Consider the following 20,075-nt stretch of genomic DNA (forward strand, 5'->3'; position numbering starts at 1 on the left):
CCACCAAAGGTCACGATAGTGGTGCAATACGGACAGTAAGGCGTGAACGTGAATAGCCCTGCCATTCATCTTCGAGATCGGCTCGCCCGGCACGTGTCGATCGCCCACCGGAAAGCCCGGGCGGATGCTCAGCCGCCCACGTGGATGCCCGGCCGGCGGGACGGGTCGGGCTCGCTACGACGGATGATCTCCCGGACCACGGGCGGGGTGTCCCCCCGGCCCAGGATCAGGTAGCGCAGCAGGTGCGCGACGGGGCTGCCCTCCGACCACTCGAAGTGCGCGTGCGGCCGCACACCGGTCGCGTCCCGCAGGGCGAGCAGGATCGCCGCGATCGCGTTCGGGGCCGCCGGGCTGCTCGCCCGCAGCACACGGAACCCGCCGACCTCCACACCGTGCACCCGCAGCACGTGGCTGAACTCCGACGGGTCGACCACGTCGATCTCCAGGAAGAGCACGTCCGCGGCGCCGGGCACCGGGTTCATGGCCCGCTGGGCGCGCTCCTTGAGCGTGTACTCCTTCATCGCGCCGCTGTCGCGCTTGTTGGCGATCAGGTGCAGCCGGCCGTCGTGGGCCAGCGACTCAGCGACGAACCGCCGGGCCGGCTCGTCGAACTCGATCCGCTCGGCCCGCAGCTCGGTGGTCCGGGTGACCCGGGAGACCAGCGAGACCACGATGATGCCGAGGATGAACAGGCCGGAGATCGCGATGCCGTCGGGGTGTTCGATGACGTTGTCGCCCAGCGCGTACAGAAACACCACGGTGAGCACCGTGAAGCCGGTCGCCGCGACGCGCCGGCCCTGACGGAGGGTGGAGATCGCCACCGCGATCGCCGCCGAGACCATCATGGCCAGGATCCCGGTGGCGTACGCGCCGGCCTGCGCGTCGACGTCCGCCTCGAACGCGATCGTGATCGCGATGCTGAGCAGGGTGTAGACCACCACGACCGGACGCACGGCCCGACCCCACTCCGGCGCCATGCCGTACGACGGGAGATAGCGCGGCACGATGTTGATCAGACCGGCCATCGCCGAGGCGCCCGCGAACCACAGGATCAGCACGCTGCTCACGTCGTAGACCGTGCCGAACCCCTCGCCCAGGTAGGTGTGCGCGAGGAAGGCGAGGGCACGCCCGTTGGCCGCCCCGCCGGCCTGGAACTCCTCGGCGGGGATGAGCACCGTGGTGACGAACGTGGTCAGCAGCAGGTACACCGACATGATGAACGCGGCCGTGGCGAGCAGCCGCCGGGTGTTGCGGATCCGGGCGGCCAGCCGGGCCTCGCGGTCCGCGCCGTGGCCGGCCACCAGCGGCATCATGCTCACGCCCGTCTCGAAACCGGACAGCCCCAGCACCAGCAGCGGGAACGCGAGCACGGCAGTGACCAGCACGTCGCCGGGACCGCCGGACCCCGCCATGAGCGCGTCGCCCCAGTCGGAGAGCGTCCCGGGGTCGCCGACGATGCGGGCCAGGGCCACCGCCACGATCATCCCGTTGAGCGCCAGGAACGCCGCGACCAGCGGAATCGCGACCGCGACCGCCTCCCGGAACCCGAGCAGGAAGACCCCGCCGAGGACGAGCAGCAGCCCCACCGTGACCGCCACGGCGACGGGCCGGCCGCTGAAGCCCTCCGGAAGGTAGGGATTCTGCAGCAGGTGCACGGTGGCGTCGGCCGCCGACAGCGTGATCGTGATGATCCACGAGGTGGCCACGAAGCCGAGCAGGACCAGCACGAAGATCTTGCCCCGCCAGAACGGCAGCAGCCGCTCCAGCATCGCGACCGAACCCTGCCCGTGCGGGCTCTCCCGGGCCACCCGCCGGTACATGGGCAGCATCCCGAACAGCGTCAGCGCGACGATCAGCAGCGTCGCCAGCGGCGAGAGCGCCCCGGCGGCCACCGCCGCGATGCCGGGGAGATAGGACAGGGTGGAGAAGTAGTCGACACCCGTCAGGCACATCACCTGCCACCACGGGTGCGCCCGGGTCTGCCCCTCCACCGCCTCCGGGCCGACCGGCTGCACCCGGTGCCGGAACAGCCAGGCGAGCAGGCGGCCGGGGGGCGGCGCGGGACGTACCGGACTCTGCACCCGCTCGGGGACGACCACCCGGCGGCCCCCGGGCTCCGGGCGCTTCGGATCGCGGGCGGCACGCAGCGCCGGGTCGGGCCCGGACGGCTGCCGCCGCCCGTGCGCCCGGCGTGGTTTCCCCCCGTGCTCCTCCGCCATGTCCCCGCCCCGAACTCGTCGGCTCCTGCCCCGACCGTAGGTGGTGCTCCCCGCCGGCACCGCAACAAACCGGGGAAGCCGGGCCTACCGTCCGGTCCCGCCGAGCGCGTCGGCCAGGGCGTCCGGGTCGGCAACGGTGACCGTGACCGCCGGGTGGCGCAGCCACGAGCCCGGAGCCAGGGCCGGCACCGACGTGCCGAAGCGGACGCAGAGCCCGGGGCTCGTGCTGCTGCCGAAGGTGACGCCGCGGTCGACCAGCGACAGGTGCGGGCCGATCACCCGCCACCAGCGGTACGGCCCGCCCCGCGTCACCCCGGCCACGTTGGCGCGGGCGGTGGTGAGGCGCCAGGGGCCGAACCGGACGAGCAGCCGGGCCTCGTCCACCTCGACCCACGCCGTCTCGGGCCGGACGCCGAGCAACGCCAGCGCGGGGCGGAACGGCGGATCGAAGCGGAACGGGAACCGCAGACCGCTCACCGCGTACCGCCCGTGGGGTGTGGCGCCGGGCCACCCGGTCGCGCCGGGGCGGGCCGTGCGGGCCGGGGCCGGGCGGCGGGTCGCCGCCGGGTGGGGAGCGTCATGGCGCGGACGTACCCGGTGGGGGCGCGCCGACACCCCCGTGCCCACCGATCCACCCGCCAGGGGTAAGGGCCCTCAGTCCAGCAGCGCCCGCTCCGCGAGCGGAACGGCCGACTCGCACGCCGGTCGCACTCGCCGCATCCCGGCCATGCTCTGCGCCGCGTACGCCAGGTCCCACAGCCGCGAGCCCAGCCCGGCGCCGTCCCAGTCGATCAGCACCCATCCGTGCGCCGGGGGCGCGCTCCCCCCGCCCCCGGCGCACGGACGCGTCCACGCGTCAGACCCCCCTCCGCGTGGACGCGCCGGTGTGCGTTCGTCCCCTCGCGGGGACACGCCCCCGCGTTCCGCCCCCCGGACGGAACGCGGGGACCCCCCGTCCCGGCTACTGCAGGAACGCCCCGAGGGGCGACAGCAGCAGCCGACCGAGCGCGGCGGCCGTGGAATCGAGCCGGCCCCGCTCACACTCGTGGGCGGCCGGATCGTGCCGGCACCGCCAGATCTTCTGCGCGTTGCGCCAGGCGACGTCGCGGGTGTACTCGACCAGTTCCCCCTGGTACCAGTCGTCGATGTCGCCGTTGACCATGTCGATGAGCAGCTGCCACCGCTCCAGGTAGCCGCGACGCAGCCCCGGGATCTTCTCCGCGAAGATGTTGTTGATCTCGAGGTAGTCGCGGTGCTGGTCGGTGCCGTCGACCGGCTCGGACTCCAGGTGGTCGAACGTGGTGACCAGCGCGAACGGCAGGTCGAAGTTGATGTGCGCGTTCACCCCGGCCGCCGCGGAGGGCAGCGGCCGGGCGTCCGGGCCGCGCATCCGCTCGAACAGGCACGACCAGGCCTTCGGGGTGCCCGGGCTCGAATCCGTCCAGAGCCGCAGCGCGTCGAAGTAGCGGGCGGCGAACTCCACGTCGAGCCGCGACAGGAAGACCGGGTCGACGAAGCGGTCGTCGTAGAGCCCGTCCAGCACCGTCGTCGTGATGGTCAGGTAGAGCTTGTTGAAGTCCGCCAGGGGGCAGCTGTCCAGCAGCGGCGGCAGCCGCACCAGCATGTCCTGGAGCTTCGTGAGGTGGTCCACCACCGCCGGGACGTCGGCGGGGTGGTCGGCGAGCAGGTCGACGATGTCCCGGTGCACGGGGCCCCAGACCGGTTCCGTCATTGTTCCTCCACAGTGGTACGCGGCACCTGCCCGCCGATGGCGACAGGGCACAGCCTTCCAGCCGACGCTGTCCGTCGGATCAGTAGAACGACGTATACGGCGCGCCGCCGACGTACGTCAGCCGCGCCGGTTGCGCAGATAGATGGCGCTCGCCTGGACGCGGGTGCGGACCTGGAGCTTGTCGAAGATGTGCGAGACGTGCACGCCGATCGTCCGTTCGCTGATGAACAGCCGCTGGCCGATCTCCTTGTTCGTCAGCCCCTCGGCCACCGCGGCGAGCACCTCCCGCTCCCGGGCGGTGAGCGTCGCCAGTTCGTCACCCACCACCGGCGTCACATCCCGGCCGCCGCGGGACTGTTCCCGCTCGTCGAGCGCCACCCGGGCCCGCGTGGCGAGCGTCCGGATCTCCGAGGTCAGCGGCACCGCGCCCAGGACCTGCGCCATCCGGTACGACTCGCGCAGCAGTTTGCCGGCGGTCGCCACCCGTGCGCGGCGGGCCAGCAGCGCCTCGGCCTGCCGCAGCCGGGAGTACGCCGCCGGGTACGGGTGGTTGCGCCGGTCCCACTCGGCCACCGACCGGGCCCACAGCTCCGGGTCGTTGTCGTCGAGCCGGCTCACCTCGGCGTCGCAGAGCGCCAGGAACCCGTCGACCACGTTGCGCACCGGCCGGGCCGCCTTCTCGCTCTTGCGGGCCACCCGCTGCGCCACGTCGCGCAGCCGGCGCACCGCCGTCCGGTCGACCTCGACCGTGCGGCTGGCGTGGGCCTCGGCCTCGGCGCGCAGACCGTGCCAGACCAGCGCCGCGAGGATGGCCACGTCGTCGGAGCGGCTCTCGGTCAGCCCGCGCTGCACCGCCTGGCGCGCGAGGTCGTGCCGGCCCTGCCACATGGCCAGGCCGGCGCGCAGGGTCAGCAGCGGGATGACGTGCCGGGCGCCACCGCCGGCGAGCACGGTCGCCACCGAGTCGAGATCCCGGTCGGCCGCCTCGATGTCGCCGTAGCCCACCGACAGCCGGCACCGGGCCAGCAGCAGTTCCACGGCGTCGGCGCCGGACGGCCGGTGCCGCAGCGCCGCGGCGACCACCTTCTCCGCCTCGGCCCACTGGCCCACCCGGAACAGCCCGTTGGTGGCGATCGCCAGCAGCCGCGTCTCGTACGTGCGGCCCAACCCCAGCTCGGCGACCCGCTCGGCGCCCCGGCGGGCCACCACGACCCCCTCCTCGAGGATGTTGAGCGGGCCGGTGAGGAGTTCGGCCAGGTGCAGGTACGCGCACGCCACGTCGTCGGGCCGGCCGGCGCGCTCGGCGATCTCCAGCGCCCGGCGCATCACCGCGAGGCCGGCGTCCGGGTCCTCCAGGTAGGCCTCGCTGAAGCCCAGCGCCGCGCTCGCGAGCACCACCTCCGAGACGGAACCGTCCTCGGCCGCCGCGAGTTCCAGCGCCTCGCGGGCCCGGCGGCCCGCATCGGCGTACCGCCCGAGGTGCAGCAGCAGCTCGGCCAGGTGCGCGGCGGCGGTCGCCCGCTCGCGCGGGGTGCAGTCGTCGGCCTCCAGCGCCCGCCGGTACTCCTCCTCGGCGAGCGCGGAACGCCCGGCCGCCGCGAGGTACCGCGCCCGGCGGATGTGCAGCGCGCAGGTCGACATGCCGCCGGCGCCGGCCAGCTCCTCCAGCAGCGCCAGGGCGCGGGCGTGCTCGCCGCAGTGGTGGGCCGCCTCCGCGGCCTGCCTCAACAGGTCGGTGCGGTCTACCGTGCGCGGGCCGACGGCCGGCGCGTCGGCCAGCTGCAACGCCGCCGACCAGTGCCGGTGGGCCTCCGCGTAACCGTGCAGCCGCTCGGCCTCCTGCGCGGCGGCCACCGCCGCCGGAAGCGCGCGGGCCGGCTCACCGGCCAGCCGCCAGTGATGCGCCAGCCGGGCCTGGTGCAGCTCGGCCTCCGCCGAGGTCAGGGCCTCGGCGTACCGGCGGTGCAACGCCGAACGCTCGGCCGGCAGCAGCTCGTGCTCGAGCACCTCGGCCACCAGCCGGTGGCGCAGCCGGTAGCCGTCGTCGGCGCCGACCAGCAGCCGGTGCGCGACGGCCGCCCGGACGGCCTCGATGAGCTCCTGCTCGGGCAGCCGGACCACCCGGGCCAGCAGCCAGTGCTCCACGGGCTCCACGCCGGCCGCGACCGCGTGCACCACGGTGTGCGCGTGCTGGGGAAGCGCGTCGACCCGGGCCAGGAAGATCTCCCGCAGGGTGTCGCTGAGCCCGTCCCGGCCGTCGCGCAGGTCCCGTGCCAGCTCCTCGATGACGAACGGGTTGCCACCGCTGCGCTGCCACACCTGCTCGGCCGCCTCCGCCGGCAACGTCCCGCCCACCACCGCCGTGGCGAGCTGCTCGGTGGCCGCCCGGTCGAGCGGGGCGAGGTCGAGCACCTGCACCGTACGCAGCCGGCGCAGCTCGGTGAGCACGCGGCGCAGCGGGTGGGCGCCCTGCAACGACTCGGCGCGCACCGCGGCGAGCACCGACAGCTGGAGGTCACCGAGGCCGGCGAGCAGGTAGAGCAGGAGCTGGCGGGTGCTCCGGTCGACCCACTGGAGGTCGTCGAGGATCAGCACGAGCGGCCGGCCCTCGGCGATCAGGTGCAACCCGCGGGAGACCCGCTCCAGCAGCGCGCCGGCGCCGTCGGGCCCGGCCGTCTCCTCGGCGAACATCTGCAACAGCGCACGGACGGCCGACGAGGTGCGGGTGTGCGAGGTGGACAGTTCCGCGTCGAAGCGGCGCAGCGCCTGGAGCAGCGGGTGCAGCGGCGACGCGTCGCCGATGTCGAGGCAGGAGCCGGTAAGCACGAGGGCGCCGGCGTCACGCAGGTGCGCGCCCACCTCGCGCAGCAGCCGCGTCTTGCCCACCCCGCTCTCGCCGGTGAGGAAGACGGCAGCGGTGTGCCCCTGCGCGACGTCGTCGAGCAGCGCCGACCGGACCGACTTCACCAGGTCGGCCCGGCCGACGAGCGGTGCCGTGTCCACATCGCTGGCCATGACACGAAGCCTAGTCACAGGCCCCCGCACCGTTCTACGGCCGTTACGGCCATCCGGTACTCATCCCGTCGGCAATGTGACCAAATGTTGCGGGCGGCCGACATACGTCGTCCTACCGATCCCCCGTCGGGTCAGTGGTGCGAGTCTCCGAGGGTCGTGAGCCGTCAACCGGGGGGGAAAGGGCAGGTGCGAGGCATGTCCACGATCGTCGCCGCCGCGCCGCGGGTTCCGTCGTCGAGCTGGCCGGTGCCGGAGGAGCGACGGACGGTGAGCGTGCTGTTCGTCGACATCGTCGGTTCGACGGCTCTGGTGGACCGGCTGGACCCGGAGGACGTACGGGCGGTGCAGCGGGCGTACTTCGACACCGTCGCCGGTGTGCTGCGCCGCTGGCAGGGTGTGGTGGAGAAGTACATCGGCGACGCCGTCATGGCGCTGTTCGGCGCGCGCACCTCCGACGGGTTCGACGCGTACCGGGCGGTCCGGGCGGGGCTGGAGATCCAGCGGGAGCTGGACCGGCGGGCGTTGCCGGGCGGCGTCGCGATCCGGGTCCGGGTCGGCGTGGCCACCGGCGAGGCCGTCGTGGACCTCGCGGCGGCCCGCGACGGCGGGCACGGAGCGGCCAGCGGCGCGGTGATCACCACCGCGGCGCGCCTGCAGGAGTACGCGCCGCCGGGCGGGGTCGTCTGCTGCGCGGCGACACACCGGGCAACCGCCGGGCTGATGGCGCAGCGGCGGCTCACCCCGGTGACGGTCCCCGGCCGGGCGCCCGCGATGGAGGTGTGGCACGCGCTCGCCCCGGCCGCGCCGCGGCCGGGCCGGCACGACGGCCCGCTGGTCGGCCGGCGCCGCGAGGTGGCCACCGCCCGCGACCGGATCGTCCAGGCGGTACGCGAGCGCAGCCCGCGCTGGGTGTCGGTGGTCGGCCCGTCCGGCAGTGGCCGCAGCCGGCTGCTCGACGAGCTGACCCGGACCGTCGACGCCGTCGACGGGGTGCCGGTGCGCTGGTGCGTCGCGGCCTGCCCGCCGTACCCCGACGAGCCCCTGGCCCCGCTGGCGCGTCTCCTGAGTGGCGTCGCCGGAGCGGGCGCGCGGGAGCCGGCGCCGGTCGTGGGCGAACGGCTCGCCGCGACCCTGGCGGGGCTGCTTCCGCCGTCCCGGCTTGCGACCGCGCTGCCCGCGCTGGAGCGGCTGCTCGCGGCGCCCGACGACACGCCCTCCACAGCCGAGGGCGTGGCCTGGTGCCAGGAGGTGCTGCTGCGCCTCGCCGCCCGCGGGCCCCTCGTCGTCGCGGTGGACGATCTGGACCGCGCCGCCCCGGCGGTGGACCGTTTCCTGCACGCACTGTTCGTGGCGGCCGCCGCGCGGGAACTGCCGCTGGCGGTCGTCGCCCTGCACCACCCGGACCGGGCCGCCGCGCTGCCCGCCGCACCCGGATCCGGAACGCCGGCGGAGAGCGGATGCCGGGTGACGCTGGGACCGCTGGCTCCGGTGCAGACCGGCCGGCTGCTGCGCCAACTGCTGACGCGCGCCGGTCAGCCGGCCAGCCTCGTCACGCGACTGCTCCCGCTCGTCGGTGGCAATCCCGGGCACGCCACCGCGTACGTCCACTCGCTGGCCCACGGCACGAACCGGGCGGCACCGCCCCTGCCCGAGTCCGTCGGTCGCGTGGTGGGCGCCGACCTGGACCGGCTGGACGGTACGCGACGGGCGGTGCTGATGGCCGGTGCGGTCCTGCCGCCGGGGTTCACGGCGGACGAGGTCGAACGGGTGCTCGACTGGTCGCCCGGCCGAGTGCCGCCGGCGCTGAGCGCCCTGGTGGCCGCCGGGCTCCTGCTCCGGCACGCCGGCGGCGGGTACGCGCTCGCGTCCCCCGCCCTGCGCCGGGTCGCCGCCGATCGACTCCCCCGCCGGTTCCGCGCCGCGTTCACGCAGCGCGCCGCCGACGTCGTCCTGTCCCAGCGTCTCCGCCGGGCCGATCTGCGAAGGGGTCCTGCCGGGCCCGCCGGCGGCCCCGCCACGCCCGCCGGGGAGGTTCCCGCCGGGCCGGCGCCGCACCGGCCCGCCACCCGTCGACAGGCCCCGCCCGTCCACCCGGCCGGCGCGGCGGCCCCCCGGCCCGTCCCGGTGTCGGCGGCGTCCCGGATCGAGCCAGCGGCGGCGGAGTTCCGTGGCGGGCCTGTGCCGGCGACGCCGGGCGGCGGGTCCGTGGCAGACGGATCTCCCCGGATCTCACCCGTGCTGGCGGAGTCCCGGGTCGCGCCACCGACCGTGGCGTCGCCTGCAGTGGAGTCCGACGGGCCGGAGGTGCGGCGGGCCGGACGCGCGCCGCTCGGCGTGGTGCGCGGGGCGCGGACGGAAGCGGTCCCGCCCTGGGCGCGGCCCGTCCGGCCAGAGCCGGTGCCGGACGTCCGGCCGCGTCCGGTCCCGGGCCTGGAGGCCGACGAGTTACCCGGGCCGGTCGTGCTGGCCGGCACGATCGGGATCGCCCCGGGGTCAGCGCCGGCCGGGCCCCGCCAGGCCCAGCGCGTCCCGCCGCCCTGGGCGGAACTCTCCGCCGCCTGAGCGGTCACCGACCAGATCAGGGCGAACGGCCGCGCGTGAGTGTCCGTCGGCGCCGACCGGCCCGTGATCGACACGAGTTCCCGCAAGTCGCGGTATCCACCACAGCCGCACACCGCGACTTCACGGAACCCGAGTCGATCAACGTGACGGCCTCGTCGCGGGCCCGTCTCGGAACGGGGTCGATCCGGCGCCGTCGCCCTGACTGGTACCCGTGGTCCCAGGAACGTCCCGGCCTTCCGGGCATCCCGCACGCGGCGCAGAGTCGAAGCGGCGCCGATAGCCTCGAATCATCGGCGAACCGACATTCCGCCCACCGGGAGTAGACCTGATGACCAGCACCAACCTCACCCTCGCCGACGACCTCACCATCAGCCGGATGGGGTACGGGGCCATGCAGCTCGCCGGACCCCACGTGTTCGGCCCGCCGAAGGACCGCGACCAGGCGCTCGCGGTGCTCCGGGAGGCGGTGGACCTCGGCGTCACCCACATCGACACCGCCGACTTCTACGGCCCGGTGGTGGTCAACGAGCTGATCCGGGAGGCCCTGCACCCGTACCCGGCGGGGCTGACGATCGCCACCAAGGTCGGTGCGCGCCGGGGCAACGACGGTTCCTGGCTGTTCTCGCTGGACCCGGCGGACCTGAAAGCCCAGGTACGGGAGAACCTCGAGCACCTGCGCGTGGACACGCTCGACGTGGTGTACCTGCGGGTCGGTACGGCCGAGGGCACCACGGACGCGCCGCTCACCGACCAGTTCGCCGCCCTCGCCGAGCTGCGCGAGCAGGGCCTCATCCGGCACCTCGGCCTCAGCGGCGTCACCGACGCGCAGCTCACCGAGGCACAGGCCATCGCGCCGGTGGTGCTCGTGCAGAACCTCTACAACCTCGCGCGGCGGCAGGACGACCCGCTGGTCGACCGGTGCGCGGCCGAGAACATCGGCTTCGCCGCGTTCTTCCCGCTCGGCGGGTTCAACCCGTTGCAGTCCGAGACGCTGGTGCGGGTCGCGGACCGGCTGGGGGCCACCCCGCAGCAGGTCGCCCTCGCGTGGCTGCTGCGCCGGTCCCCCACCATGGCGCTGATCCCGGGCACCTCCTCGGTGGCCCACCTGCGCGAGAACGTGGCCGCCGCCGCGCTGGACCTGCCGGCCGACGCGCTCGCCGAACTCGACGCCATCGGGGGCTGACCGTTCCGCCCCGCACCGGCGGCGCTCCCGGTTCCGCCCGCCCGTGTACTCAGCGGCCGTCGAGGAAGGCGAGGACCCGCATCCAGGCCGCCTCGGCGGCGGTGGGGTCGTAGTCCGGCACGTCGGGGTCGGTGAAGAGATGCCCGGCGCCCGGGTACCGGAAGACCTCCAGCCCGGCGTCGGCGTCGGCCATCGACCGCCGCCACTCGTCCACCTCGTCGGGTGGCTCGTACGGGTCCGGGTCGGCGAGGTGCAGCTGCACGGGCAGTCCGGGCCGGACGTCCGCGGGCGCGCCCCCGGTGCCGTGCAGGAGCAGCAGCCCGGCCGTGGCCGGACGGTCCGCGAGCACGGCGCCGGCCACCCCGGCGCCCATCGAGAAACCGGCCAGTACCGTCTCCGGCGGCAGCGGGGCGACGGCGTCACGGGCCCGGTCGAGCACCGTGTCCTGCCCGATCTTCTCGAACAGGGCGAAGCCCTCCTCCACGGTGTCGGCGGCCGGCACGCCGTACAGGTCGGGGGTGGTGACCTGGCGCCCGGCGGCACGCAACCGGTGGGCGGCGGCCAGCACGGCGGGCCGCAGCCCGAACACGGAGTGGAACAGCACGACGTGTCGCATCCGGACATCCTGCCGCATCGCGCCGGCCTGGCCGGGCATCCCGGGCGCGCCCCGCCGGCCAGGCCGCGCATCGCCGCACGCCGCACAGCGCCACGGACGCGCGCCACACGCCGTGCAGCGCCACCGACGCGCGCCGGGCGACGCCCGGACCGCGCACCGTGCAGGCGCCGAGGCGTCCGGCCCGCCGCCGCGGCCGGGCCGGGACCCGGACGCGTCAGCGGAGCGCTTCGAGGCGGGACACCAGTTCGCTCGCCGCCGGCATCGCGGCGATCTCGTCGGCGACCTCCCGTGCCGCCGTACGCAGGGCGGGATCGGTGACCAGCCGGGTCAGCGTCTCGGCGGTGATGTCCCGGGGACGGACCGCGAGACCCGCCCCGCGGCGGGCGACCAGGTCGGCGTTCTGGCGTCGGTCGCCGGGGCCGGGTGTGGCCAGCTGCGGTACGCCGGCGGCGAGCGCGTGGTAGATGCTGCCCGCCCCGCCGTGGTGCACCAGCGCGGCGCTGGCCGGCAGGGCGGCGGGCAGCGGGATCCAGCCGATAGTGCGGACGTTGCCGGGCAGCGTCGCGCCGGCCAGCCGCCGGTCGGGCCGGACCAGCACGAACTCGGCGTCGACCTGCCCGGCGACGGCCACCACGGCGCTCATCGGCCCGCCGCCACCCGGCCCGGTGAGCGTGCTGCGGCTGACCAGCACGCGCGGGCGGTCGCCCGGCTCGGCCAGCCAGGCCGGCAGCTCGCCGCCGCCCAGGTACGAGCCGTAGCGCATCGGCCACCCGTCCTGGCGCAGCACGCTGGGCGGCGCGACGGCCACGGCGGCGGCCGGCGGGTGCAGCTCGGTCAGGCCGTGCCGGCGCAGCGTTCCGGCCATCCGGGCGGTCGTCGCCCGGACCAGCTCGCGGCCGTCGAAGAGCGCGTTCTCCTGTCGTACGGCCGGCACGCCGAGCCGGGCCGCGGCGACCGCGCCGGCCACCGCGAACGGCTCGTGCAGCACCAGGTCGGGCCGCCAGTCGGCGGCCAGCGCGACCACCGGGTCGGCGAGCCGGTCGTTGAGCGCGCCGAACAGGAGCCCGGCGCCGCGCGTGCCGGCCGTGCCGGCGAGCTCCGCACGGGCGACCAGAGGGTGGCGCAGCAGCAGGCCGCGGGCGATCCGGCCGAAGTCGAACCCCGGCGCGACGTCGCGTACCGCCAGGCCGGAGCCGGCGACGGACATGGCCTCGCCTCCGGTGGCGACGAGCACGTCGTGCCCGGCGTCGCGCAGCGCCACCGCGAGCGGCGCCATGGGGAACACGTGCCCGACCAGCGGCGCGGAGACGACCAGGACCCGCATGGCCCGATCCTATGCGGACGGTCACCGTTGCGTCGGCCCCCGCCGGCGCCGTCCGGCTCAGCGGCCCGTCGCCTCCGCGGTGGTCGCGTCGCCGCCGGCCGTCGGGCGGTCGGCCCGGGCGAGCGTACGGCTGCGCCCGCGGAACTCGGCGACCACCTCGCCGTCGTCCCGGGTGACCGTGACGTCGTAGATGCCGCTGCGGCCGTACCGGGTGCGCTCGGTGGCCCGGGCGGTCAGCAGCTCGCCGGCGCGCACCGGTCGGACGAAGGTGATGTCGCCGCCCGCGGCCACGGTGGCCGGCCCCCAGCTGTTGCACGCCAACGCGAAGGCGGTGTCGGCCAGCAGGAACACGAAGCCGCCGTGGGCGATGGCGTGGCCGTTGAGCATCACGTCGGTCACCCGCATCCGGGCCACGGCGGCGCCGTCGGCCACCTCGACCAGCTCGATGCCCAGCCCGCGCGAGGCCAGGTCGGCGTCGAACATGTCGTACGCGGCGTTGCGCTCCCCGCCCACGTCAGCCCGCCCGCCGCTGGTCGACGATGCGCCGCATCTTCCCCATGGACCGCTCGACCCCGTCGGGGGCGATGACCTGCACCGCCACGCTCACGCCGATGGTGTTCTTGACCAGGTCGACCAGCGCGGCCCCGGCCCGCTCGGCGGCGTCGACGGGCGCGTCCGCGCGCCGCTCGACCTTCACCGTGAGCGTGTCCATCCGTCCCTGCCGGTCGAGGACGCACTGGAAGTGCGGGGACAGCTCGGGCGTACGCAGGATCAGCTCCTCGATCTGGGTCGGGAACACGTTGACCCCGCGGACGATCATCATGTCGTCGGTGCGTCCGGTGATCTTCTCGATCCGGCGCATCGGCCGGGCGGTGCCCGGCAGCAGGCGGGTGAGGTCCCGGGTGCGGTAGCGGACCACCGGCATGGCCTCCTTGGTGAGCGAGGTGAGCACCAGCTCGCCGCGCTCGCCGTCGGGCAGGACCACGCCGGTCACCGGGTCGATGATCTCCGGGTAGAAGTGGTCCTCCCAGAGGTGCAGCCCGTCCTTGGTCTCGACGCACTCGTTGGCCACGCCGGGGCCCATCACCTCGGAGAGCCCGTAGATGTCCACGGCGTGCATGTCGAGCCGCTGCTCCATCTCACGGCGCATGTCCTCGGTCCACGGCTCGGCGCCGAAGATGCCGACCTGCAACGAGGTCGTCCGCGGGTCGACGCCCTGCCGCTGCATCTCGTCGAGGATGGCGAGCATGTAGCTCGGGGTCACCATGATGACCTCGGGCTCGAAGTCGCGGATCAGCATCACCTGGCGTTCGGTCATGCCGCCGGAGACGGGGATGACCGTGCAGCCCAGCTCCTCGGCGCCGTAGTGCGCGCCCAGACCGCCGGTGAACAGGCCGTAGCCGTACGCGACGTGCACCCGGTCGCCGGGCCGCCCGCCGGAGGCGCGGATCGACCGGGCCATGAGCCGGGCCCAGGTGGCGAGGTCGGCGCGGGTGTAGCCGACCACGGTGGGCCGGCCCGTGGTGCCGGAGGACGCGTGCAGCCGGGCGATCCGCTCGCGGGGCACCGCGAACATGCCGAACGGGTAGTTCTCCCGCAGCTCCGCCTTGCCGGTGAACGGGAACCGGGCGAGGTCGGCCAGGTCGCGGCAGTCGTCGGGGTGCACGCCCGCGGCCTCGAACGCCCGCCGGTAGTGCGGCACGTTGTCGTACGCGTGCCGCAGCGACCAGCGCAGCCGCTCCAGTTGCAGCGCCCGCAGCTCGTCGACGCCGGCCCGTTCGATCGGTTCCAGCTCTTCGGGGCGAGGGGTGCGCTCCTGCATCGGTTCCTCCTGCACGGCGACGGTGACGCGACCGGCGGGCCGGTCCCGTGCCGGTACGGGCACCCGGGAGCGCCCGCAGCCGGCGCCGCTCGGCTCCGCGCCCGCCGATCCGCGTACCGTACGCCGGCCGCGGCCGGCCGGCACCGCCGGGTTCTCGCCGCTGGCGGCACGGCGGTTTCGTACCGGCGCGGTTCTCGCCGGGTGACGGGCCGGCACGCGCGCCGGCCGCCGGTCAGCCGACGGGCGGTCCGACGGTGAGCAGGGTCTTGCCGATGGCCGAGCGGCCCTCGATGGCCCGGTGCGCGTCGGCGGCCCGGTGCAGCGGGAACGTCTGCCCGATCAGCGGCCGGACCCGCCCCGCCGCCGCGGCGTCGAGCGCGGCGCGCAGGTGCCGCAGTCGTCGCTCCGGCGTGAACTGCACGTCGGCGATGCCGAGCGCGTGGACGCCCCGGGCGCGAGCGGCCCGGTCGTCGGGCACGGCGAAACCGCCCGCCGGCGAACCGTGGGCCGAGAACCAGCCGCCGTCGCGGACCAGCGCGAACGCCGCCCGGCCGTACGCGCCACCGGCGCCGTCGAGGACGACGTGCAGCCCGCCGGTCGCCTTCCGGACCTGGCCGGTCCAGCCGGGCTCCGCGTAGTCGACCACGAGGTCGGCGCCGAGCCGGTGCAGCGCGTCGCGTTTGGCCGCGCCCCGGGCAGCGGCGACCACGTAGGCGCCGGCCGCGCGGACCTCCTGCACCAGCAGCGCGCCCAGGCCACCGGCGGCGGCGGTGACCAGGACGCGGTCTCCGGCGCGTACCGGCACCTGGTCGAGCAGCCCGAACGCGGTCACGCCGTCGTGCAGCAGGGCGGCCGCGTCGGGGAGGGAGACCGCGTCGGGGACCGGGAGCACGCCGTCCGCGGCGACGACCGCGCGTTCGAGGTAGCCGCCCCGGTGGTCGGTGCGCGTCACGACCCGCCGCCCGACCCAGGCCGGGTCGACGCCCGCGCCCACTGCGGCGACGGTGCCGGCCACCCCCACCCCCGGCCGGTACGGCGGCACGACCGGGAAGTGCGCGCCGGCCACGCCGCGCCGGATGGCCGTCTCCACCCAGAGCACGTCGGCCACGGCCACCTCGACGACCATCTCGCCGCGCCCGGGCGACGGGTCCGGCGCCTCGGTCGGCGTGAGCACCTCCGGGCCACCGAACCCGGTCACCTCGATCACCCGCACGTCGTCCCTCCGTCCCGCTCGTCGCTGCGGCAAGCCTCGACGGTGAAGTGGGGTTGAGGTCAACCCGGATCGAGCGCGCTCACGGCCGGGCCCGTCGATCATGCAGTGTGGTGGGGGACATGAGGGGCGAAAATCCCGCGCTCCGGGCACCACAACTGCATGATCGACGGAGAGGTGGCCTGACTCAGGAGTTCTCGGGGTCGAGCCCTCGCTCGCGCAGCAGCGCGTCGAGCTTCGCCTCGATGCGCTCGTCGGACTCACGGGACTGGGAGGAGCCCCAGTAGTAGAAGAGGGCGAGGCCGGCGGCCTGCCACACCAGCTGGAGGAACTCCGACTGCCAGTTCTCCAGGGTCGAGGCGAAGAACTGCGGCAGGAACTCGCCCCAGGCGAACGACTGGCCGTGCTGGCTCGCCTCGTTGCTCTCCACGGCCATCTGGAAGACGAACTGCCCGATCCAGGAGAACAGGAACAGCGCGCCGGTGACCAGCGCGAAAGCGTACGCCTTGGGCCACCGGGGCTTGCGGAACGGCGGCCCGGTCCGCCGGCGGGAGCCCTGCCGCCCGCTGGTGTCGCCGGACGCCCGCCGGCCGTTCGACGACGTGGTGGTCTCGGCCATCACGAACCCCCTCTCGACGATCTGCGCCGGGGATCGTGCCCCGGTGAGGCGACGTCGAAACGGGGGCGCGGCGTGGCGGGCGGCCCGCTGGTGTCAGCGCGCGGCCGGCAGCCGGTGCAGCGCGTCGACCAGCGGGGCGAGTTCGGGGGTGGCCTCGGCCTCGGCCAGCGCGTCGGCGAGCACCCGGTCGTGGGTCGGCCGAGCCCGGGCGAGCAGGTCGCAGCCGGCCGGGGTGAGCTCGGTGTAGATGCCGCGGCGGTCGTCGGCGCAGAGGATGCGGGTCAGCAGGCCGCGTTCCTCGAGCCGGGTGACGAGCCGGGTCGTGGCGCTGCCGGAGAGCGCGGCGGCCCGGGCGAGCTGCCGCATCCGCATGTGCCAGCCGTCCTGTCGGGAGAGGGCGTCGAGCACGGTGTACTCGACCACGGACAGGTCGTGGTCGGCCTGCAACGCCCGTTCCAGGGCCGTCTCGATGAGCCCGTGCAGGGCGGCGAGGGTGCGCCACCCCTGCGCGCGGATCTCCACCGCGTCGTCGGCGATGCCCATCCCGGCTCTCCTTCCGTGATCCGGATCGCTCCCCAGGCTAGCACGCTTGCGCCGATATAAAGCGCGTGCAACTATCTCGTTGTCGACGCGTGTAGTTGCACACGCGCGCAATCTGTCCCCTCTTCCTCGGGAAGGACCATGTCCGTACGTTCCCCGTCCCTACCCGCCGGCCTGCTCGCGCTGGCCATCGGCGCGTTCGGCATCGGGCTCACCGAATTCGTGATCATGGGCCTGCTGCCCGACGTGGCCGCCGACTTCGCGGTCACCGAGCCCGTGGCCGGCTGGCTGATCTCCGGCTACGCGCTGAGCGTGGCCATCGGTGGGGTCGCCCTGACCGCCGCCGTCACCCGCCTGCCCCGCAAGCAGGTGCTGCTCGGCCTCATGGTGCTGTTCATCGTCGGCAACCTGCTCTCGGCGGTCGCCACCAGCTACGGGATCATGATGGTCGGCCGGATCGTCGCGGCCCTCTGCCACGGCGCCTTCTTCGGCATCGGCGCGGTGGTCGCGGCCGGGCTGGTCGCCCCCGCCCGCCGGGCCGGCGCGATCGCGCTGATGTTCGCCGGCCTCACGATCGCCAACGTGCTCGGCGTACCGTTCGGCACGTTCCTCGGCCAGCACTTCGGCTGGCGTTCGACGTTCTGGGCCATCACCGGCGTCGGCCTGGTGGCGCTGGCCGGCGTCGCCCTGCTCGTCCCCGGCCGGGCGGCGGAGGGCGACGGCACCCGGGCCGGCGGGCTCCGCGGCGAGCTGCGCGCCTTCACCCATCCGCAGGTCTGGCTGTCACTGGCAATCACTGTGCTGGGTTTCGGCGGGATGTTCGGCGCGTTCACCTACATCGCCTTCACCCTCACCGAGGTCAGCGGCTTCGCGTCGGGCACGGTGCCGTGGCTGCTCGTCCTCTTCGGCGTGGGCCTGTTCGCCGGCAACCTGCTCGGCGGGCGGGCCGCGGACGTCTCGCTCTCGCGCACCCTGGTCGTCGTCCTGGCGGCGCTCACCGCGGTGCTGGCCGCGTTCGCACTGACCGCGGGCAGCCAGCCGCTGACGCTGGCCTCGCTCGTGCTGATGGGCGGCTTCGGCTTCGCGACGGTGCCGCCGCTGCAGATGCGCATCATGCGGTACGCCCACGAGGCGCCGACGCTGGCCTCGGGCGCGAACATCGCGGCGTTCAACGTGGGGAACGCGCTCGGCGCCTGGGTCGGCGGCGTGACCATCGCGGCCGGGCTCGGCTACACCGCGCCGATCTGGGCGGGCGCGGCGCTGACCCTGGCCGGGCTGGGCGTCCTGCTCGTCGCGCTGCGGCTGGCCCGGCGTGGCTCGGGCGCCCCGGTGAAGGAACCGGCGACCGTCGCCTGACACCGACCGGATCGCCGGCGCGGCGGCTCCCGGCGCACCCGTCCGCCGGCGCGCGGTCGGCGTCGCGGGGTCGGACCCCGACCCCGCGGTGATCATCGCACCGCCATTCTTCCCCTTATTGCAAAGTCTTGGCAACAAGGTCTGGACAGGTGACGCGGACCGTAACTAGCCTGAGCGACATGACTCCTTACATCACCGATCCTGCGGCCTGGCAGGAGAGCTGGGACCGGCAGCAGGAGGCGTACCTGCCGGACCGGGAGCACCGGTTCACCGCCATGCTCGACGCGGTCGACGCGGTCACCGACGGGGCGCCCCCGCGCCTGCTCGACCTCGCCGGTGGCACCGGCACCATCTCGCTGCGCACCCTGGCCCGCTTCCCCGGCGCCGAGGTGACCCTCGTCGACCTCGACCCCGCGCTGCTCGCCATCGCGGAGGCCTCGCTGGCCGGGCGGGCCACCGTGGTCACGGCCGACCTGGCCCGTCCCGACTGGACGGCGGCGCTCCCCCACCGCGAGTACGACGCGGTGCTCACCGCGACCGCGCTGCACTGGCTGCCGGCCGAACGGCTCACCCGGCTGTACGCCGAGATCCGCGAGGTGCTGCGACCGGGCGGGATCCTGGCCAATGCCGACCACATGCCCGACGACACCCTCCCGGAGCTGACCAAGCGGCTCACCTCCCGGGCGCAGGCCCGCCGCGCCGCCCGGTACGCCGCCGGGGCGGTGCTGTCCTGGTCGGACTGGTGGGACCGGGCCGGCGCCGAGCCGGCGCTGTCCGAACTGGTGCAGCGGCGGCACGAGATCTACCCGACCGGTCACAGCCCGGAGTGGAACCCCCCGGTCTCATGGCACCTGGCCGCGCTGGCCGACGCCGGCTACACCGAGGTGGGCACCCTCTGGCGGGGTGGCACGGACGCCGCCGTGGCCGCCGTACGCTGACCCCGGCGTATCCTGACCCCCGCGATCTTGCACTTTCTGCCCCGACATTCGCGACATCCCACGCAGATCAGGGGCCGAAACTGCAAGATCGCGTGGGTGACGACGCGCGGAGGGAGGGTGCGGGGTGGACCCTGACGTCGATCTACGGGTGCCCCGGGACCGGCGCGAACTCGCCGCGCACCCGGTCGCGGTCCTCGGCGCCATCGCCGCCGGCGGCGTGCTCGGGGCGCTGGGCCGCGCCGGCCTCCAGGCGGCCTTCCCGCACGCCCCGGCCGCGTTTCCCTGGGCCACCTTCGGCATCAACCTCACCGGGTGCCTGCTGATCGGGGCGCTCATGGCCGTACTACGGGCGCGCGGCGGGGGGCCGCCGCTGGCAAGGCCGTTCCTCGGCGTCGGCGTGCTGGGCGGCTTCACGACCTTCTCCACGTACGCCGTCGACATCCACCAGGCCCTCGTCGCCGGGGCGCCCGGCACCGCGCTCGCCTACCTGGCGGCCACCGTCGTGGGCGCCCTGCTCGCGGTCTGGGCCGGTGACGCTCTCGCCGGCCGCCTGCTGGTGCGGGGCTCCCGATGACCGTGCTGCTCGTCGCGCTCGGCGCGGCCGTCGGCGCACCGCTGCGCTACCTCACCGACCGCGCGGTGCAGGCCCGGTTCGGCGCGGCCTTCCCGTGGGGCACGCTCACCGTGAACATGGCCGGCTCGCTCGTCCTCGGTGCGGTGGTCGGGCTGCCGGCCGGGCCGGCGGTCACCGCGCTCGTCGGCACCGGCTTCTGCGGCGCGCTCACCACCTGGTCCACCCTGAGCTACGAGACGCTCCGGCTGGCCCGCGAGGGCGGCCGGCTGCCCGCCCTGCTCAACGTGCTGGGCAGCGTGGCCGCCGGCCTGGCGGCCGCCACCGCGGGGTACGCCCTGGCCCGGGCGCTCGGCTGACCGGCACCG

The 20,075-nt window shown here is 75.1% G+C and carries 18 protein-coding genes; 6 read left to right on the forward strand and 12 right to left on the reverse strand.

Annotated features, from left to right (window positions below):
- Positions 1-128 precede the first annotated feature (128 nt).
- The 5 genes from D7193_RS22235 to D7193_RS22255 form a co-directional block, all read right to left on the reverse strand.
- Complete coding sequence (locus D7193_RS22235) at positions 129-2,219, reverse strand: APC family permease (protein WP_120781500.1); 2,091 nt, start codon at positions 2,217-2,219, stop codon at positions 129-131.
- 84 nt (positions 2,220-2,303) lie between these two features.
- Positions 2,304-2,696 (reverse strand): hypothetical protein, encoded by a 393-nt coding sequence (locus D7193_RS22240; protein WP_120781501.1) that lies wholly within the window; start codon positions 2,694-2,696, stop codon positions 2,304-2,306.
- Positions 2,697-2,873: 177 nt separating this feature from the next.
- Complete coding sequence (locus tag D7193_RS33945) at positions 2,874-3,017, reverse strand: hypothetical protein (protein ID WP_206611938.1); 144 nt, start codon at positions 3,015-3,017, stop codon at positions 2,874-2,876.
- A 163-nt stretch (positions 3,018-3,180) separates the two neighbouring features.
- Positions 3,181-3,951 (reverse strand): DUF5995 family protein, encoded by a 771-nt coding sequence (locus D7193_RS22250; protein WP_120781502.1) that lies wholly within the window; start codon positions 3,949-3,951, stop codon positions 3,181-3,183.
- 117 nt (positions 3,952-4,068) lie between these two features.
- Positions 4,069-6,966 carry a helix-turn-helix transcriptional regulator gene (locus D7193_RS22255; protein ID WP_120781503.1) on the reverse strand — a complete coding sequence of 966 codons (2,898 nt, stop codon included), beginning with the start codon at positions 6,964-6,966 and terminating at the stop codon, positions 4,069-4,071.
- A 195-nt stretch (positions 6,967-7,161) separates the two neighbouring features.
- On the opposite strand from D7193_RS22255, the gene D7193_RS22260 reads away from it, so the two are divergent.
- Entirely contained in the window at positions 7,162-9,528 is a 2,367-nt protein-coding gene (locus D7193_RS22260) for an adenylate/guanylate cyclase domain-containing protein (protein ID WP_206611939.1), read from the forward strand.
- A 328-nt stretch (positions 9,529-9,856) separates the two neighbouring features.
- Positions 9,857-10,711, forward strand: coding sequence for an oxidoreductase (locus D7193_RS22265; RefSeq protein WP_120781504.1), 855 nt, complete (start codon positions 9,857-9,859; stop codon positions 10,709-10,711).
- A 49-nt stretch (positions 10,712-10,760) separates the two neighbouring features.
- Here D7193_RS22265 and D7193_RS22270 read toward each other — a convergent pair whose 3' ends face one another.
- The 7 genes from D7193_RS22270 to D7193_RS22300 form a co-directional block, all read right to left on the reverse strand.
- A complete protein-coding gene (locus tag D7193_RS22270; protein WP_241563289.1) occupies positions 10,761-11,327 on the reverse strand; it encodes a dienelactone hydrolase family protein in 567 nt (188 codons plus the stop codon).
- Between the two features lie 214 nt (positions 11,328-11,541).
- A complete protein-coding gene (locus D7193_RS22275; RefSeq protein WP_120781505.1) occupies positions 11,542-12,651 on the reverse strand; it encodes a nucleotide disphospho-sugar-binding domain-containing protein in 1,110 nt (369 codons plus the stop codon).
- Positions 12,652-12,708: 57 nt separating this feature from the next.
- On the reverse strand, positions 12,709-13,134 hold the full coding sequence (gene paaI / locus D7193_RS22280) for a hydroxyphenylacetyl-CoA thioesterase PaaI (RefSeq protein ID WP_120782138.1): 426 nt from the start codon (positions 13,132-13,134) through the stop codon (positions 12,709-12,711).
- Between the two features lie 31 nt (positions 13,135-13,165).
- Positions 13,166-14,473: a phenylacetate--CoA ligase PaaK gene (gene paaK / locus D7193_RS22285; protein WP_120782139.1), complete on the reverse strand. Its 1,308-nt coding sequence runs from the start codon at positions 14,471-14,473 to the stop codon at positions 13,166-13,168.
- A 232-nt stretch (positions 14,474-14,705) separates the two neighbouring features.
- Positions 14,706-15,686, reverse strand: coding sequence for a zinc-binding dehydrogenase (locus D7193_RS22290; protein ID WP_120781506.1), 981 nt, complete (start codon positions 15,684-15,686; stop codon positions 14,706-14,708).
- A gap of 184 nt (positions 15,687-15,870) precedes the next feature.
- A complete protein-coding gene (locus tag D7193_RS22295) occupies positions 15,871-16,302 on the reverse strand; it encodes a DUF6766 family protein (RefSeq protein WP_120781507.1) in 432 nt (143 codons plus the stop codon).
- A 93-nt stretch (positions 16,303-16,395) separates the two neighbouring features.
- Positions 16,396-16,845 (reverse strand): MarR family winged helix-turn-helix transcriptional regulator, encoded by a 450-nt coding sequence (locus D7193_RS22300; protein WP_120781508.1) that lies wholly within the window; start codon positions 16,843-16,845, stop codon positions 16,396-16,398.
- Between the two features lie 138 nt (positions 16,846-16,983).
- Between D7193_RS22300 and D7193_RS22305 the strand changes: the two genes are divergently transcribed.
- The 4 genes from D7193_RS22305 (at position 16,984) to crcB (ending at position 20,066) form a co-directional block, all read left to right on the forward strand.
- A complete protein-coding gene (locus D7193_RS22305; RefSeq protein WP_120781509.1) occupies positions 16,984-18,198 on the forward strand; it encodes an MFS transporter in 1,215 nt (404 codons plus the stop codon).
- A gap of 179 nt (positions 18,199-18,377) precedes the next feature.
- Positions 18,378-19,136, forward strand: a complete 759-nt coding sequence (locus tag D7193_RS22310) for a class I SAM-dependent methyltransferase (RefSeq protein WP_120781510.1) — start codon at positions 18,378-18,380, stop codon at positions 19,134-19,136.
- 124 nt (positions 19,137-19,260) lie between these two features.
- The gene (locus tag D7193_RS22315) at positions 19,261-19,710 is read left to right on the forward strand and encodes a fluoride efflux transporter FluC (protein WP_120781511.1); all 450 of its coding nucleotides are present in this window, start codon (positions 19,261-19,263) and stop codon (positions 19,708-19,710) included.
- Positions 19,707-20,066, forward strand: a complete 360-nt coding sequence (crcB, locus tag D7193_RS22320; protein WP_120781512.1) for a fluoride efflux transporter CrcB — start codon at positions 19,707-19,709, stop codon at positions 20,064-20,066. Before D7193_RS22315 ends, crcB begins: the two co-directional genes overlap by 4 nt.
- Positions 20,067-20,075: the final 9 nt, after the last annotated feature.

The organism is Micromonospora costi (assembly GCF_003626655.1).
GTDB classification, from domain to species: domain Bacteria; phylum Actinomycetota; class Actinomycetes; order Mycobacteriales; family Micromonosporaceae; genus Micromonospora; species Micromonospora costi.

Excerpts from the sequence above, each read along its gene's own strand:
- D7193_RS22270 (WP_241563289.1), bottom strand. The coding sequence starts at position 11,327 with ATGCGACACGTCGTGCTGTTCCACTCCGTGTTCGGGCTGCGGCCCGCC.
- D7193_RS22300 (WP_120781508.1), bottom strand. The coding sequence starts at position 16,845 with ATGGGCATCGCCGACGACGCGGTGGAGATCCGCGCGCAGGGGTGGCGC.
- D7193_RS22310 (WP_120781510.1), top strand. The coding sequence starts at position 18,378 with ATGACTCCTTACATCACCGATCCTGCGGCCTGGCAGGAGAGCTGGGAC.
- D7193_RS22275 (WP_120781505.1), bottom strand. The coding sequence starts at position 12,651 with ATGCGGGTCCTGGTCGTCTCCGCGCCGCTGGTCGGGCACGTGTTCCCC.
- D7193_RS22305 (WP_120781509.1), top strand. The coding sequence starts at position 16,984 with ATGTCCGTACGTTCCCCGTCCCTACCCGCCGGCCTGCTCGCGCTGGCC.
- paaK (WP_120782139.1), bottom strand. The coding sequence starts at position 14,473 with ATGCAGGAGCGCACCCCTCGCCCCGAAGAGCTGGAACCGATCGAACGG.
- D7193_RS22255 (WP_120781503.1), bottom strand. The coding sequence starts at position 6,966 with ATGGCCAGCGATGTGGACACGGCACCGCTCGTCGGCCGGGCCGACCTG.
- D7193_RS22260 (WP_206611939.1), top strand. The coding sequence starts at position 7,162 with ATGTCCACGATCGTCGCCGCCGCGCCGCGGGTTCCGTCGTCGAGCTGG.
- crcB (WP_120781512.1), top strand. The coding sequence starts at position 19,707 with ATGACCGTGCTGCTCGTCGCGCTCGGCGCGGCCGTCGGCGCACCGCTG.
- D7193_RS22235 (WP_120781500.1), bottom strand. The coding sequence starts at position 2,219 with ATGGCGGAGGAGCACGGGGGGAAACCACGCCGGGCGCACGGGCGGCGG.
- D7193_RS22295 (WP_120781507.1), bottom strand. The coding sequence starts at position 16,302 with ATGGCCGAGACCACCACGTCGTCGAACGGCCGGCGGGCGTCCGGCGAC.
- D7193_RS22250 (WP_120781502.1), bottom strand. The coding sequence starts at position 3,951 with ATGACGGAACCGGTCTGGGGCCCCGTGCACCGGGACATCGTCGACCTG.
- paaI (WP_120782138.1), bottom strand. The coding sequence starts at position 13,134 with ATGTTCGACGCCGACCTGGCCTCGCGCGGGCTGGGCATCGAGCTGGTC.
- D7193_RS22265 (WP_120781504.1), top strand. The coding sequence starts at position 9,857 with ATGACCAGCACCAACCTCACCCTCGCCGACGACCTCACCATCAGCCGG.